Raw genomic sequence first — 15,306 nt, forward strand, 5'->3', positions numbered from 1 at the left:
CTTCAGGCGGGTTGGCCTGCCTGCAGCACCTTGGCCAGGGTGCGTACCTCACTCTGAACTTCACTGTCCGGGAATTTCTGGCGCAGGAACAGCAGCAGCTGTTTCGTCAGGTCTTCCCGGTTGAACCCGTCCAGATAGATCTTCGCCAGCAGCAGGTAGGCCCGGTCCAGATGGCGGTAGTGGCTGTCATCCTTGTGCAGGTTGTGGAGCAGCTTGGCCGCCGGGCCAAACTTGCGATGTTGGTACAGCGCCTCGGCGAGGCCGTGCCGGAGTGAGGACTTGTCGATCGCGGGCAACGGCTCCGTCGCGAGGTAGAGCTCCGCCGCCCGGTGTGCGTGATTGAGGCCGATAAGTTTTTCCAGCAGGTGAGGGGCCAGTTCGCGGAGAGCCTTCTGGTCCCGGGTTGCCAGTAGCAAGCGGTAATAGCGCTCGTTGAGGGCCGCATCATTGGCGAAGCGACGCAAGGCATCCACAAGTACCCGGCGGGCGGCTCCGTGTTCGCCTTCCCGCATCAGAATCTGTGTTTCCGCCAGCGCACGGGCCCGGTCGAACTCGTCGTCTTCCAGGTAGTCCTCGTCTCCTTCGCGGCTTGGCGAGATACCAAGCGGCTGCTGCTTGCCGAGGCAGATATAGCCCATCATCGCACTGGTGACGATATAGAAATAACTGGTACTCGCTGCAATCACGGGCACGATGGCCCAGGCGGGCAGCTTCTCGGCTACCAGCAGCATCAGGTATTGGGGGGCAGCCGAAACGGCGGTCGTGGCCAGCCACAGCAGCAGGTAGGGCCAACCGATTATCACGGTGAAATGCAGTAGCTTGAGTGGGTTGACGGCGGAGCGCAGGCGCCCCTCCAGGGCCAGCACAATCATCGCCGCCGGCGCCAGCAGGGACAGGGCGATGGAATAGAGCTGAATGCCACCCTCGCCGAAAAGGCGCATCATCTGGTAACCGCCAAAGCCGGCGATCATCGCCATGGCGATCACCTTCAGGAACATCGGCGCGCTGCGCCCGTCCAGTGCCTCACCGAACGCCGGAGCCAGCAACTTGCCGTGCGCCAGATGCTCGATCACCAGCAGGTTGTAACGGGTCAACAGTGCCACAGCGGCGAGCAAAAGTAGCAGCGAAACCAGCCCCAGGCCGGAGATCAACAGGCTGGCGCCTGTGGCCAGGCCGATCACCGTCAGAGGGCCCGGTTGCAACGCATAGCGGAAAAAGAAAAGGCCCATCTGCCAGAAGGGCCGGGCGCTGTTACTGGCGGCGATATCTGTCAGCGGTTTGTGACACAGGGGGCACTCGGCCCGCCCGGTCGGGTAGTTGGCCGGACTGCCCGGTATGCAGTCTGCACAGTAGTGACGGTCACAGGGTTGGCAGAGCCAGCCCGCATCCCGAGACGAATGGTAGTTGCAGGACTCTGCCATGTTTTTCTTCCCTGTTCTGGTTGTCCTCGGCGCAGTGTAGCGATGGGATGCCCGCTGGCGCAAACGTCCTTGTGCAGCGTGAGATCTGCTGGGGCTGATAGAATGAGACCCATCACCCCTACACAAACAGGAATTTCGGAGCAAAGTGGTATGGCGAAGGCAATGGAAGTTGAGCTGGTGGAATCCGCGGCGGCGGCCAACTGGGGAGAAAAGGCGCTGTTGAGTTTTACTGCCAGTGGCGCCCGCATTCACGTTACCGAGGCCACGGGTTCCGCCGAAGTGGCAGCCCAGCGGGCCGCCCGACGTCTCGATGGCATGGGTATCCCCGCGGTGAAACTGGCCGGCGACGGTTGGACGATCGAAAGCCGCTGGGCCTTCTGGGCCGGCTTCTACAACCCCAACCGTGAAAGCGAACTGGATTGGGGGACTGACAACGCCCGTGAGCTGAAGGAGCTCAAGGCACGTGAATCGGCGGCGGAATGGGTGCGCAGTATTACCAATGGCACCCCTGAGGATGTCTCCCCGCGGGTACTGGCAGAGAGTGCGGCGGAGATGCTGCAGAAGCTTGCCCCGGAGGCGGTCAGCTATCGCATGATTGCCGGCGATGAGCTGCTGTCCGAAGGGTTCGCCGGTATTCACAATGTCGGCCGCGGCAGTGTGCGCGAACCGGTGATGCTGCAGGTGGATTACAACCCAACCGGAAAGGACGATGCACCGGTGGACACCTGCCTGGTGGGCAAGGGCATTACCTTCGACTCCGGCGGTTACAGCATTAAGCCGTCCAACAATATGGCCACCATGAAATCCGATATGGGCGGTGCGGCCATGGTGACCGGTGGCCTCGCACTGGCGATTGCCCGTGGCCTGAAGAAACGGGTGAAGCTCTACCTGTGCTGTGCGGAAAACCTGATTTCCGGCCACGCCTTCAAGCTCGGCGATATCATCAAGTACAAGAACGGTGTCACAGTGGAAATCCTCAACACCGATGCCGAGGGCCGGCTGGTGCTGGCCGATGGCCTGATCGCCGCCTCCGAGGAAAGCCCACGCTGGATTCTCGATGCCGCCACCCTTACTGGCGCTGCGAAGATGGCGGTGGGCCGCGACTTCAATTCCGTATTCAGCTTCGAGGACGACAGCGCCCAGCGGGTGCTGGCCGCCGCCGCGGCCGAGCACGAGAAAGCCTGGCGGCTGCCGCTGGAAAAATTCCATCTGGAGCAGATTCCGTCGGGCTTTGCTGAGATCTCTAACGTAGGCATAGACGGTAGCCCCGGTGCTTCTACCGCGGCGGCCTTCCTCGCCCGCTTCGTACGAGATACCGGCCGCGACTGGGTGCATATGGACCTGTCCGGCTCCTACCAGCCGGGGGCCAACGACCTCTGGGCCCAAGGTGCCAAGGGGCATGGCTTGCGCACTATTGCCCGCTTCCTGCAGGATAACTGACAGAAACAAAAAAGATCCGGGCCGGTAGCCGATGGTTACCGGCCCGCACCAGAAAAAGTATAACAATGCATGAAGACAGCTCAGCAGTAGCGGAACTCGATTCTGCCCCGCAACCCGTACGCCCCGTCCCGCCACCCACGGAGCCCCTCCGTAGCCCCTGTGGGAATTGTGGCGAGCCCATGCAGGGTCCCTTCTGTTATGCCTGCGGTCAGTCACGCGACGGCATGATCCGGCGTTTCTCCAATGTGCTGAGCGATTTCCTCAACACTGTATTTGCGCTGGATTCACGCCTGCTGCGCAGCCTGGTACCGCTGTACTTCCGCCCCGGTTTTCTCACAGCCGAATACGTCGCTGGCCGGCGCATTCGCTATGTGGGCCCGGTACAGCTATTCGTGTTTCTCTGTATTACCGCTTTTTTTGCCGTGCAGGTAAGCAGTGATTGGAAAAGTCCCTTTGTTCTTGAAAAGGACGGGGAACGTATTGCGGCAGTCGATGCAGACTATGCAAGCGCAGGCTCCGTCGAGGAAGTGGAGAGTATCCGTCGTGAAACCCTGAGCGACCTGGAGGAACTGGATCGAGAGGGTATCAACTTGCCCAGCGTGCGTGCTGCGCTTGAGCCGCTAAAAAAAGAAGTCAATGCGGCCGCTGACAGGCGTATCGTGGAATTGGGCGGTGAACTGGATCCTGACTCAGCACAAAGGCTGGAAACCACGCTGTCACCAACTGACCCAAAAGAGAAAGCTGCTCCCGAATCAGCGGATGCGGATGAACCGAGCATTAACCTGATTGATGTGGAAGGTCTGCCCGAACCGGTGAGTCAATGGATTGAGCGCTATGAACAAAAGATCAATGAAAACTTCAAGCGGGTGCGTGCAGATCCAAACCTGTTCAAGGATGCCCTGTTAGGCGCGCTGCCGAGTACCCTGTTCGTATTGCTGCCGATCTTTGCGTTGATCCTGAAGCCGCTCTATCTGTTCAGCAAGCGATTGTATATGGAACACCTGATTGTGGCCCTGCACAGTCATGCCTTCCTCAGCCTCTCGCTATTACTGCTGGCGCTGGTTTCTGTTGCGGAGGCGTTGGCGAAAGCAGGGCCTCCCTGGTTGCAGAGCCTGCTCGATTACACCTGGCTGGCTGTCTTCTGGTGGATGCCAATCTACCTGTTGCTGATGCAGAAGCGGGTCTACGGGCAGGGCTGGGCCCTGACCCTGGGCAAGTTTTCGTTGCTAGGGTGGATCTATTTCATTCTGCTGGTGCTCGCCACCACTTTCACCGCTATTCGCAGCATGGCCAATCTGTAGGTCGGGACAAGCTAGGGGCTAGCAGAGATTCCCTTGGGGTTGGGACCAAAGCGGTTGGTCCCAGGCTCGCTGTCGAACACCATAAATGCGATCAGCACCAGGTAGCCGATAACAGGAATCAGGCTCACCAATACCCACCAGCCGGTGCGCCCGGTGTCGTGTAATCGCCGAATGGTAACGGCCAGGGAGGGCAGCAAAACGAACAGCGCGTAGGCCCCACTCAGGAACCCAATCCCGTATTCCTCACTGTATAACCCCGTCACGCTGTCGATGGTGCTGAGCACCAGGGCGATCAGCAGGTTGAACAGCACGAAAAACCAGTATTCCCGCCGCTGTGCGCGACCGTGAAAGTTGATGTAGTTTTTCAGAACTTTGAGATACCAGTGCATATCCTTTCAGGCTCCGTGGCGAACCGCGTGGTACAAGTGAGCGTGCACTATTTACCCTAGACCAGTTCCCCCGGGATTGGGTGTGGACCAGTGTTCCTGGCCAGGGCTAGCTATATTGGTGAACAAAGGCAGGAGGGACTCATTGGGGGGGCTTTGTGACGAGCGCTTGATTACACCTGGGAGAATTGCCGAACCAGGTTGTGGTAAACATGGTGCAGGCGGTCCAGCTCGGTGCGATCCGCCTGCTTACTATTAATCAGATTTTGAATGGCGGTATCCAGTTGGAACAGGGTCTGCCGCAGGCTTACGTCCGGGACCATGCTCTGCATCCAGGTAATGGCTGCGATCCGCTGTCCTGCCGTCACGGTCGTTACTTTGTGCAGACTGCTGGATGGATAAACCACCGCATGCCCGGCGGCAAGTTTCACCTTTTGCTCACCAAATTCCGTGGCAATCACCAGCTCCCCGCCTTCGTATTCATCCGGTTCGTTCAGGAAAACGGTCATGGACACATCGCTGCGCAGTACGTCCTGGCTGTCCGGGAGGCGCATGATGGCAGCATCCACGTGGTAACCGTACTCTTCCGAGATGCCATAACGGTTGAAGCAGGGTGGGAAAATCCGCTGCGGCAGGGCAGCGGAAATCAACTTCGGTGTTTCCCCAATACGCGCCAACAGGTGGTTGGCCAGTTGGCGAATATGGGCATCGGCAGGGTCGGCCTGGTGGTTATTTTTGACCGTGGCCGCCATCCCCATTGCGGTCTCCTTGCCATCCAGCCAGGAGGCGCTGTCGAGGACTTCATGGAATGTCTTCACTTCGGAAGACGTCAGGATCTGTTCAATAACCACCATGCGGTTTCCCCCGTTTTAGAACTCGTAGTTGGCAGTGAGACGGACGTTCCTGGCATCACCCAGGTACATGAATGAACCAGAGCGGTAAGCCGCCGTCCAGTATTCCTCATCCAGGATGTTGCCGACATTCAAGCGGAATGTGAGCTGTTCGCCGGCGTTGTAGTTGGCAAACAGGTTGAACACCTGGTAGCTGGGCACCACGATACTGTAACGATTGTTTTCATCATCATAGCCTGCAGCAGTGTCCGGCTGGCCGCCATACATTTCGCTCTGGTAGGTGTAGTTACCGCCAAAGGACAGTTTGTCGTTGAGCTGGTAGCGCAGCTGCAGGAAGGCACTGTTTTCTGCAAAGTTACTCAGTGCCAGGCCAATGCTGTTCTCATTGAATGAGTCCAGCACTTCAGACTCCATGGAGGCCGCTGACAGCTGTACGCTCAGCTTCTCCGTGAGTTCACCTATCACACCGACCTCGATCCCCTGGATGCGGTTCTTACCGGTGTTGAGGGTACCCAGGGTCGAATAGCTGTCACCCACGCTCTCCATGACGTCACCTTTTGTCATCTGGAAAACCGCAGCAGTCAACATCAGTCGATCATCCAGCATCAGCATTTTGGTGCCCAGCTCAATATTCTCGACAGTTTCCGGATCTGCGGCGGAGGCCTGGTCCGGGTCGCCACAGAGGCCACCATAGCCACAGTTGGCGCCCAGGTCAGATTCGCCACCGTTGATGTTGGTTGCGGTGCTGTAGGTCAGGTAGATATTACTGTCCGCATTGAGATCGTGGACAAAGCCAAGGTGCCCGTTGTACATATCGTCGGAGAAACCGTAGAGGAATTCACCCGAGCGACCGACGGTGTCATTGCTGTAGTCAAAGCTGTCCTGGCGCAGCCCGAAGAAGACGCTGTTGCGTTCACCCAGCTGGACCGTGTCCATCACGTAGAGGGAAAGGGTCTCGATATCGTAAAGGGCATCAGCATTTCCCCGGGAGTAGGAACGCCCCATGATTCCTGAAACGTTCTGCTGTGTGTTGCCGTTTGCCCCCAGGATGCAGTAGCCCTCGGACACGCCTCGCCAGCCGGAAACGAGACAGTTAGCCGGGTTGTTGTTGGTGATGTCGTAAACCCCGTTATCGACAGATTCGTCACTGTACTCCAACCCCATTACCAGCTGGTGTGGTAAGCCGGCAGTTTCCACATCCCAGAAGAAGTTGAACTGGCTCGACAGGTATTCCACTTCTTGCCAGCCCTGGTGAGTACTCAACGACAGCGTATAGGCGCCTGGCGCAATCGGGTCGGTCTGGTCCCGATTGGTGCCCCGCACACCGGTCGTGATGTAACCGTTTTCGGTTTGGCCATAGCGGATCGCGTTATAAAAACGCATCTCGTCGTTGAGTTCGTACTGCGTGCGCAGGGTAAAAGTGCTCACCTCAGAATCCAGGAAATCGGAATCCTGTGCGTATACCGGGATGTCCTCGATCGGCTCGCGGGCTTCGCGGTCAAAGTAGCTGCCCAGGTCCGGTACATCGCTGGCCTTGAGGTAATAGCCATCGGCAACAAAGGAGAGCTTTTCGCTCGCCTCGAACTTGCCCGACAGCTGCGCGCCATTGCGCTCGCGGGTGATCCCCTCTCGGCCGGGTTTGATCTCGTCCGCTGTGAGGAGATTCAGCCGGATGGCAGTCTGGTCGTTGATAGACAGGTTATTGTCGACGGTCAGGCGTGTGTAGTCGTCGGTGCCCAGCCCGAGGTCGATACGGCTGAAATTGTAAGCAGTGGAAGCCTGCTTGGTGATGCTGTTGACCGCACCACCGGAGGAGCCGCGCCCGGCAAAGGTGGAGCTGGGCCCCTTGGTGATTTCAACGCGCTCGGTGGCAAAGCTCTCACGGGTGGTCATGCCCGGGTCGCGCAGGCCATCGACAAAAACATCACTGCGTGCCTCGTGGCCGCGAATAATATAGCGGTCGCCAAAAGCGTTGCCGTTTTCGCCCGTGCCAAGTGTGACACCCGCCTGGGATGAGAGAATTTCTTTCAGGTCGCTGCTGCCGGACTCCTGGATCTGGTCCTGGGTGAGCACCGTGATGGTCTGGGGGGTATCCACCAGTTCAGCCACACGGCGGGGGTCGCCCGATTTGTCGAACCGGTAAATGGAATTCCGGATGCCGTGTACCTGGATCAGCTCCATTGCCTCATCGGATTGCGCGGTCTCACAGCCATCCTTGCTTCCCTCGCACTGATCGCTGGCCTGTTCCGCCTGCAGGCAGGTGCTGCCGAATACCAGAGCCGCGGTCAGCGCACGAGCGCCGATGACGATGGTGTCCTTGTCCTGGTTCTTTTTGCCCATTGAGATGTTCCCTGTGGTTGTTATGGAAGTGCGGGCGCAATGGTATTTACACTGTCAGTAAATGTAAATGAAAACGAGTCGCATTTACAAATAAAGAGGGGCAGCTGGGTTTACCGGGAGAAGCGTTGATGGCGACGCGGCTATGTTTTGAGCAGGTGAGTGCCCCCCGCCACCGGGGCTGGCTATGCAGCAGGTGCATAAGATGAAAAGTCGGCAAGGGAGGAGATCAGCACTCTGCACAGGATTGCCCGAGATCAGGCAGCAGGATCCTGATATACACAAACGGACTGGCAATGAACAAAAGCAAGCACTGCAGGCTAGGTTGGTTTAACACAGGGGCTGACGCAGAGACACTGCGCCCCGAGGGGATTCGAAAAGTGCAGGCCGCCTTTCTTCGTGGGGTGAGAGAAAATTTTCGAGGCTGAATGTTCCCGCTATTTTTTGGCTAAAGGAAGCAAACCGCTGCTGACGATCACAATCGGGGTGTTCCCGGTATGGAATCACGTTTTTGTAAGGAGATTGCGGATGTGGGGTGGGGAATGGTGCCCTCCGTCAATTGAAGTGCGCGGCTAACATTTTGATTATAAAGGGGTCTGTTTGAGGTTGATTGCAGTGGTGCCCCCAAATGTGCCCCCTAAACTGGCCTCCTAGCCTGGGTCGGGCTGATATGCATATACATTTTATCTGGGAAAATGCGGAAATACCGAGAGGATAAATATTTCCTCTTCGAATCAAAATAAAGGTCTAGAGGTAAGGTGCGTAATTATATGCACTGCCGGTGGCAAATAAAAAAGCCCGCGAATGCGGGCTCTGAAGGTTTGTTAAGGTTTTTAGTGCTGAGGAGGAAATCTCATTTCTTCTACCCTCAAGGTGGGCCCTTTAAATTTCTCACCATCTACCATGGCTTCAGTTGCAATCAGGCACGGTCCATCAAAGGTAAGATTTGGTACCTCAAAGCCCCCGGTAGCTGTGAATGTTTCCTCTCGACTATCAGCCTCGGCCTCGGCATCAATCGAAAGGTTGACGTTAAATAAGCTCTTGTCGTCGCGGTGGATAGAAACCTTTATGTTCTCAGGAATCGAATCAATATTGCTCGTGTAAGTAAAGCTAAAGCAAAGTTTACTCATGGTAAATGGGAAGTGAGGGACTCCCATATGAGTGCCATAGCAGCCGACAAGAGTATATTTCCCGCCAATTTCATGACGTACATCGTCACAAAAGATGCCCCAAAATTGTGGCGAAAGCATTTTGACTATTCTCCGTCGTCCAGTAAGTCGCAGAGATAAGGGAACGGCACTTGAAGTGCTCTGGCCAATCGCTTAACAGTATTTAGTTGGGGTGAAGATGTGCCGGCCTCAATGCGAGCTATGTGAGGCTGCTTAGTTCCAACCATCTCTGCCAGCTCTTTTTGAGATAAGCCCTTGCTCAAACGCAAAGTTCTGAGGCTTTCCTCTTCCGCGTAGTAACGCTGGGCAATATTTTCTCTTCCGCGCCGGAGAGCTTCGACAAACTGGGAGTCTCCTCGGGACAGCTCGTCGATAAGATCGTCAACAGAGATTGCATCTGGAACAGATTTAATAGCCTTTCCGCCCCAAAGGTAGGGGTTGGTCTCCACCAGCTCCCCGGCAGGTTCTGCCTGCTGTGGCTGAGCTTTATATAAGCTCCTGGTAGTCACTGTAGATTCGTTGGCCAATTTCGCTACTTGGCTCATAATTGAAATTTCCCCGATGAACAACTGCCAATATGCAGTATCTCGCTTGCACCCATTTGCTAGAAGGTACGTAACCGTAGACCACTCTGTAGTTGACCAGTTCGCCTGTGTCAGGCTCCCAGATCTTTAAGCGCCATAGGTTGTGATCGTCCTTCATCGCCGCCCACCAGTGCTTCACATTCACATTGTGATGTTCTGAGTCATGCACTAGAAGCCGCTCCTGCAGCTCGGGATCGGCTTTCATTTGTTGGATGACAGCGAGAACTTCTGCAGCTGCGATTGTATCGTCAGCCTTCAGTTGCCGGATGTCATCTGCGGCATGTGGATGAATATCGACGGGAAGCACTATATCTAATCAGTTATATTAGTTCAACAATTGGGCTTGGCAAGGCTACGCCCCTAGGGAGTAGTGACCAGATCATAGCGCTCATTCCCTGTGCAAAAAAGTGCCAACAGCGGGCTTGGCGGATTTTTGACCTGCGGGTCGAAATTGTCGCCAACTAGTTAGGTGGCGCTGGGTCCAATAGTCCATATTTGGACCTTTAGTTCGGGTAGGTCTAATTTGGCCATATCGCGCTGTCGGCATGCTTTTTGGCCGATTTCCAGACGGTCCCGCTTTCGTAAGTTGGTATCCGATTGGGGCGGTGGATAAGCCCCACCGGGAGGGGAAATATAAAACAGATGCCTAGCTCTTCCCGGACACTGTCTACCCTGCTGGATTTTCGTTTTCGCAGAATCTAATTTTGGAGATCTAAGGATGGTCTTGTTGTGCACATTTACCGGATGTCCAACTTACGTATTGAGATAATTTGTGAATTACGGTTCCACGTGAAGTAAGTAGGCCTTCTTAGTTCATTGCCCCCATGTCTATGGTAAATATTTAAAAAGGACCCACTCTAAATGCCTATTAAATCGATATTCATCGCCTGTGAAAGGCACTCTGAATACCCGAAATAGGACTTTGACGTTGTTCTATGGGGCCTGAGAGCCCCCTTAAGAGTTGATTTTGTCCAGTAAGGATGACCAATGAAATCGATTTATCGGCCGACTTTCAGGGGCCTCCTAGGTGCCTTGTAGGCTTCAGGGTCTAGGTCCGGCTTCCCTTTCCACTTGTCCAGATCTAACCACGTTAAGCGGTAAAGGATGGGCTCTCGCTTGGCTCTTGGTAGGCGAGTAACTGCTATCCATCCCTTGGCTAGCAGCTCTCTTCGACTCCTAAGAGTTGTGTTCTTATCCCATCCCATCGGCCCCATAATTGCAGGAGCGGCACTCAAGTTCCCATTATTGTGGCCGTTATATTGACGACACAGATCCCATAAAAAGGCCCTGGATGTCTTGCTCAGGGCCAAATAGTCTGGATGGTCGAAAATTGCATGCAGAGCACGGAAGAACGTGGCTTTACCATGTCCTCGTCCATTCGGAAGTATTCCTCTACTATTTGTCTTGGTCATTATTCCGCCATCTCGCTATTTTCAGCCTGAATGACTGCCGCCATGACTGAGGGCACCCCTAAGTCCAGGGGGCCTCTCATGGCCAGCCTCCAAGGCGTTTTAGATCCTCACTAGAAAGGCTGTAAATGCCGTGCTTGCCGATTCGCCCATCGCGATCAATATGCGGTTCCCAAGATAGCGGGATGTCATAACCGCGCCGCCTCAGTTGAAAGATGATATTTGGGCTGTTGCTAGTCCCGATGATCTTGTCTAGTTCTTCTCGGCTTCGTGGACGCTGAGTTAGTGCTTCCAGCGCTCGTACTTGCCGGGCTGTCAGCCCCTTTTTCCAGTCGACAGCGCCGCAGTATTGGCTTGACTGAAATTCTGCGAAAGGTGGCGTAGTGATTACTGTAAGGGGTTTCATATTTAGGCTTCCCCATTCATTGCTTCAGCAATCAGCTCTTGCTTCAGCTCCAGCAACTTTGAGCCCTCCCAAACTGTTACTTTTGGGCTCAATTTTATGCCCTTGGGGGCTTTTGCTGATTTGGTCCAGTGCCACCACGTTGATAAACCAATGGAGAAAAAGCGGGCGCATTCTGATGCGCGGTATAGGGCTTCGGGCTCGATGGCGCGGGAGGGGGTTGAGTCTGTATGCATGTATCAGCTCTCCTATGGGGTTGTTGAGGCTGATAGCTATTGTCTACATCAAGTGGCCGAAAAATAGCCGGAAGATTTAAGCTAAATTCTCGGGGGCGTTTTACCCGGAAAATCTTGCCAATTTTGAAGGCTAAATTTTCCCCCTTCCGGGGTGGCATTGATGACTTTACGTAAGTAAGAGGTGTCTAGGTGTTGGTCGAATAGGGCAGAAATCAGTGATGCAATGTTGTCGACCAAGCTTTTTCCGTAGTAGCGCTGGAAGCGGAGAGCCATATGCCGTGTAAATCGTGTTACCTCATTATCCTTGGTCTTGGTGTGGATGAGGGAATGACTCCCAATAGGCGAGTATTCCAATTGCGTGCTTAGACGGCTAAGTAGCTCCCCAATGCTTGGTGAGCACATTTTGTACATTTCGCGGGCAAACAGTGATTTGTCAGTACCTAGGGAGGCCGCGAGCTCTTGGTCCGTCCACAGCGTGAGGGAGGGTTGGTCGAGGTGAAAGGCGTTGAGCCGCTCGGTTAACCAGGCTATCTGGCTTTGGATTTCCTCTGTTTCCTTTTGCCTTTCAGTAGGCGAAAGTTGCTCTGCGGCCTCACAGTAACCGTTCAGGCCAAGGTAGATGTCTCGCGGCAGGTGAGCAGAGTAGGCTCTCCCAGCTTTTAAATCCTGCTTATGTAGGCGACGCCATACTCTTTCCATTTCAGGTTTGGTGCAGAGCTTTACTAGGAGAGCTTCACCATCCTCCGTGGTCGAAATACCCGTGCCATTGATTAGATGGGAGACTGCCTCAGTTGGGGCCCATTTCGGATAAATTGATGCCGCCTCTTGCTGTGACGGGCTGAAGAAAGTCTCTCTGACTTCCGGAGTGCAGAACCAATCGCGCTCCCATTCTGGTTCTCTCAGTTCAGTTTGATTATCAGTCATGGCGAGCCGTTTCTAGGGGAAGTTGAAGTTCGTGGTCGGCTATAAATACTCAGGTTTTCTCAGGCTGGGGGCGACGGAAAGTAGCCATGATTACATTGGTGGCACTAGCTTGAACCCTCAAGTCGTCAAGGTAGTTAGCCCAGCGCTGCATCATCTCTTGCCGTTGCGGGAGGTGTTTAGTGCGGTTGTATGCGGTCCCGTTGGCATCTTTCACTGAGTGAGCCAACTGATGCTCAATCCACTCGACTCTCTGGTTCAGCACCTCGTCCAGCAGTGTGCGCGCCATAGCACGGAAGCCATGCGGGGTGATCTGCTCGTTGGTATATCCCAGGTTGCGTAGGGCGGTCCGTACAGCGTTTTCTGACATGCAGCGACTTGCGCCCTTGGGAGAGGGAAAGACGTACCGGAACCGGCCTGTCAGGGGCTCCAAGTCCCGGAGTATCTCAATCGCTTGGTTTGCCAGTGGGATAATGTGAGGGTGCCGCATTTTCATTTTCGCGGCGGGAAGCTCGATGCGCTGTTCCTCCCAATTAATCTCCCTCCATTCGAGCGCTCTTAGCTCGCCAGGGCGACAGAACAGTAGGGGGGATAGCTTGAGCGCCGCGCGGACGGTGGGAGTGCCCTGATAGTTGTCGATGGCTGTCAGAAGTTTCCCGACTTCACTAGGAGTGGTAATGGTAGGGAAGTGTTGTGGCCGGCTGGGTAGTAGCTGGCCGCCCACCACCGCCGCGGGGTCATTGTTGGCCCGGCCTCCCGCAATGGCAAAGCGGAATACCATGCTCGCGACCTGCTTGGCCCGCTTGGCAGTTTCTACGGCGCCTCGGTCTTCTATTCGCTTCAGGGTGGTCAGCAGTTCTGGTGGGGTGATGTCGGCAATGGCGCGGCGGCCCAGGTAAGGGAACAAGTCGCGCTCCAATAGGCGCAGGGTTCGCTTTCGGTGGCTCTCCGACTTGTCCCCCATGCGAGTCGCAAACCACTCGCGGGCTAGGGCTTCGAAGGTGTTGGTGGCCGCGTCAAGGTTTTCCACTTGGCGCGCCTTTCGATGGTCGCAGGGATCGACACCATCCAGCAACAGTTGGCGTGCATCGTCACGTAGCTTGCGGGCGCGTTTGAGAGATGTCTCCGGGTAGACGCCAAGGGCAAGTTGGCGCTCTTTCCTCGTGTGGGGGTGGCGATACTTTAGGCGCCAATACTTTGCACCGGTCTTTTTCACCAAGAGGTGCATGCCTCGCTCATCAGACAGCTTGTAATCCTTGTCCTTAGGTTTGGCTTGCTTTACCTGAAGCTCCGTCAATGGCATTGCTCTATCCCTGTAGCGACGGGGGTTCTAGCCGATTTTGGGGGCACCTGTTTATGGAGTTTTGGCTGATGCCCCCAAATGTACCCCCAGATGCCCCCAGTTTTGGTTGCATCAATCAGACGTTCTGAGGCTAAGAGTAACGCGGAAAGCTAGGTGTGTCGCGGGGTGGAGAAAAGACTGAGAATTGCTGAGGTTGTAGAATGGTGGGCCCTCCGGGACTTGAACCCAGGACCTGCCGATTATGAGTCGGATGCTCTAACCAACTGAGCTAAGGGCCCACAAATGCCGTGGGTGGGCCACGGCGGCAGAGCAAAGTACCCGATTTCCCCTTTTGAATCAACGCTTTCGGCTCTGGCGGCGAAGGCTACCAGTACCAGCGGAAGCCCAGATTGGCGCCACCGCCACTCCAGTCCTGATCATCGAGGGACTGGCGGTAGCTCAGGTTCAGAAAGACACTGGCGATACTGGAGTTGAGCAGCGTCATGCCCCCGCCGATCTCGCCCCAGCGCGCTCCACGCTCCAGCTTGAGGCGGGATCCATTCCGCAGGATCAGGTCATCTTCCCCCGCGAGGTTGTACCAGTAGTTGGCAAAGGCATAGATCTCCTGGCGGCTATCCACCGGATAAGCACGTAGTCCGGTCCTGAAGGCTACTTCGGGGGTTGGATCCGTATTGAGGAAGTCATCATCGGTTTGCAGTGCGGCAAAGTTGGTGTAATTGGCGATGATCTGCAGCTGCGGTTCCAGGTTGATCTGCTCGGTGAGAGGGAGGGCGATGCCGCGCTCGGCTGAGAGTGTCAGTTGCGGGCCGGTAACACGGGTACCGAGGCCGCGGGCAGAATCGGCGTCGGCGGCGACGTAGGAGACCTTGGCCATGGCGTCGATGTAGCTGAGGTCGTGTCGATAATCGCTGAAGTAGAGCCCGCCATAGAAACTGGTAATGGTGTTGCGCCCGGCATGAAAAGCTCCGCTTTCCGGAAAGGCTCCAAGCACATCACCGCGTGCAACGCTGCTGCCGCCGAAAAAGCCCAGCTCCTGGGAGCCTCGACAGGAGGGGCCGCTGTAAACATGGCGATTGAGCTGGAGGCCGCTGATTTCCCCCTCAAAGCGACTTGTCAGGTCGCCACTCCATTGCAGCTGCTGATTGCTGTGAAACAGTCGTAAACCGCCGGTGCTGGTGCTGCCGTTTCCCGAACGTTGCTCGCCGCGGCGCTGCTGGTAACCGGTCACTTCCTGCACTGACAGCTGTTGGGCCAGCGCTTTCATCTGCGCATATAGAGCGATCTCTTCCCGGGTTGATATCGGGCCGTTGGGTATCTGGGCCAGTGCACCCTGAAAAGGCATAAACAACATGACGGCAAATAACAGCGGCAGCAGCCGGGGACACCCGAAGGACATAAACACTTCCCTGGTTTATGGCTGGAATGGAGTGGGTAAAGTTTAGCCAGTAGCACTGGCTTGCTGGTAAGGGATTGGGGACGCGTGCGCCGGAAAATGGCGAGGGGCTGGACGTGCCGCCACGCCCGGCACGTCGGGATTGATGTGGC

Annotated in this window: 12 protein-coding genes and 1 tRNA gene; 2 read left to right on the forward strand and 11 right to left on the reverse strand. The window is 55.8% G+C overall.

Annotated features, from left to right (window positions below):
• Positions 1–2: 2 nt before the first annotated feature.
• Positions 3–1,421, reverse strand: coding sequence for a DUF4013 domain-containing protein (locus AUP74_RS06235; RefSeq protein ID WP_069946828.1), 1,419 nt, complete (start codon positions 1,419–1,421; stop codon positions 3–5).
• A gap of 150 nt (positions 1,422–1,571) precedes the next feature.
• On the opposite strand from AUP74_RS06235, the gene pepB reads away from it, so the two are divergent.
• Entirely contained in the window at positions 1,572–2,861 is a 1,290-nt protein-coding gene (gene pepB / locus AUP74_RS06240) for an aminopeptidase PepB (RefSeq protein ID WP_069946829.1), read from the forward strand.
• 179 nt (positions 2,862–3,040) lie between these two features.
• Positions 3,041–4,162 (forward strand): DUF3667 domain-containing protein, encoded by a 1,122-nt coding sequence (locus AUP74_RS06245; protein ID WP_069946830.1) that lies wholly within the window; start codon positions 3,041–3,043, stop codon positions 4,160–4,162.
• Positions 4,163–4,173: 11 nt separating this feature from the next.
• On the opposite strand, the gene AUP74_RS06250 is transcribed toward AUP74_RS06245, so the two are convergent.
• The 10 genes from AUP74_RS06250 to AUP74_RS06300 all read right to left on the reverse strand — a co-directional run bounded on the left by AUP74_RS06250 (position 4,174) and on the right by AUP74_RS06300 (position 15,157).
• Positions 4,174–4,551: a DUF805 domain-containing protein gene (locus AUP74_RS06250; RefSeq protein WP_069946831.1), complete on the reverse strand. Its 378-nt coding sequence runs from the start codon at positions 4,549–4,551 to the stop codon at positions 4,174–4,176.
• Between the two features lie 170 nt (positions 4,552–4,721).
• Positions 4,722–5,402 (reverse strand): Fe2+-dependent dioxygenase, encoded by a 681-nt coding sequence (locus AUP74_RS06255; RefSeq protein WP_069946832.1) that lies wholly within the window; start codon positions 5,400–5,402, stop codon positions 4,722–4,724.
• A gap of 15 nt (positions 5,403–5,417) precedes the next feature.
• Complete coding sequence (locus tag AUP74_RS06260) at positions 5,418–7,739, reverse strand: TonB-dependent receptor (RefSeq protein WP_069946833.1); 2,322 nt, start codon at positions 7,737–7,739, stop codon at positions 5,418–5,420.
• Positions 7,740–8,569: 830 nt separating this feature from the next.
• Complete coding sequence (locus tag AUP74_RS06265) at positions 8,570–8,986, reverse strand: DUF6941 family protein (protein ID WP_145924331.1); 417 nt, start codon at positions 8,984–8,986, stop codon at positions 8,570–8,572.
• 5 nt (positions 8,987–8,991) lie between these two features.
• Entirely contained in the window at positions 8,992–9,450 is a 459-nt protein-coding gene (locus AUP74_RS17020; protein WP_083260851.1) for a helix-turn-helix domain-containing protein, read from the reverse strand.
• Positions 9,451–11,306: 1,856 nt separating this feature from the next.
• Positions 11,307–11,537, reverse strand: a complete 231-nt coding sequence (locus AUP74_RS06280; RefSeq protein WP_069946836.1) for a helix-turn-helix transcriptional regulator — start codon at positions 11,535–11,537, stop codon at positions 11,307–11,309.
• Between the two features lie 81 nt (positions 11,538–11,618).
• A complete protein-coding gene (locus tag AUP74_RS06285) occupies positions 11,619–12,461 on the reverse strand; it encodes a hypothetical protein (RefSeq protein ID WP_069946837.1) in 843 nt (280 codons plus the stop codon).
• Positions 12,462–12,510: 49 nt separating this feature from the next.
• Positions 12,511–13,761, reverse strand: coding sequence for a tyrosine-type recombinase/integrase (locus AUP74_RS06290; RefSeq protein WP_069946838.1), 1,251 nt, complete (start codon positions 13,759–13,761; stop codon positions 12,511–12,513).
• A gap of 201 nt (positions 13,762–13,962) precedes the next feature.
• Positions 13,963–14,039 (reverse strand) — tRNA-Ile (locus AUP74_RS06295).
• An 86-nt stretch (positions 14,040–14,125) separates the two neighbouring features.
• A complete protein-coding gene (locus AUP74_RS06300) occupies positions 14,126–15,157 on the reverse strand; it encodes an autotransporter outer membrane beta-barrel domain-containing protein (RefSeq protein WP_069946839.1) in 1,032 nt (343 codons plus the stop codon).
• Positions 15,158–15,306: the final 149 nt, after the last annotated feature.

The organism is Microbulbifer aggregans, from assembly GCF_001750105.1.
Lineage (GTDB): Bacteria > Pseudomonadota > Gammaproteobacteria > Pseudomonadales > Cellvibrionaceae > Microbulbifer > Microbulbifer aggregans.

What these genes read in the sequence shown, in the direction of transcription:
- pepB (WP_069946829.1), top strand. Translation starts at nt 1,572, where the DNA reads ATGGCGAAGGCAATGGAAGTTGAGCTGGTGGAATCCGCGGCGGCGGCC.
- AUP74_RS06235 (WP_069946828.1), bottom strand. Translation starts at nt 1,421, where the DNA reads ATGGCAGAGTCCTGCAACTACCATTCGTCTCGGGATGCGGGCTGGCTC.
- AUP74_RS06250 (WP_069946831.1), bottom strand. Translation starts at nt 4,551, where the DNA reads ATGCACTGGTATCTCAAAGTTCTGAAAAACTACATCAACTTTCACGGT.
- AUP74_RS06245 (WP_069946830.1), top strand. Translation starts at nt 3,041, where the DNA reads ATGCAGGGTCCCTTCTGTTATGCCTGCGGTCAGTCACGCGACGGCATG.
- AUP74_RS06255 (WP_069946832.1), bottom strand. Translation starts at nt 5,402, where the DNA reads ATGGTGGTTATTGAACAGATCCTGACGTCTTCCGAAGTGAAGACATTC.
- AUP74_RS06280 (WP_069946836.1), bottom strand. Translation starts at nt 11,537, where the DNA reads ATGCATACAGACTCAACCCCCTCCCGCGCCATCGAGCCCGAAGCCCTA.
- AUP74_RS06300 (WP_069946839.1), bottom strand. Translation starts at nt 15,157, where the DNA reads ATGTCCTTCGGGTGTCCCCGGCTGCTGCCGCTGTTATTTGCCGTCATG.
- AUP74_RS06265 (WP_145924331.1), bottom strand. Translation starts at nt 8,986, where the DNA reads ATGCTTTCGCCACAATTTTGGGGCATCTTTTGTGACGATGTACGTCAT.
- AUP74_RS06260 (WP_069946833.1), bottom strand. Translation starts at nt 7,739, where the DNA reads ATGGGCAAAAAGAACCAGGACAAGGACACCATCGTCATCGGCGCTCGT.
- AUP74_RS17020 (WP_083260851.1), bottom strand. Translation starts at nt 9,450, where the DNA reads ATGAGCCAAGTAGCGAAATTGGCCAACGAATCTACAGTGACTACCAGG.
- AUP74_RS06290 (WP_069946838.1), bottom strand. Translation starts at nt 13,761, where the DNA reads ATGCCATTGACGGAGCTTCAGGTAAAGCAAGCCAAACCTAAGGACAAG.
- AUP74_RS06285 (WP_069946837.1), bottom strand. Translation starts at nt 12,461, where the DNA reads ATGACTGATAATCAAACTGAACTGAGAGAACCAGAATGGGAGCGCGAT.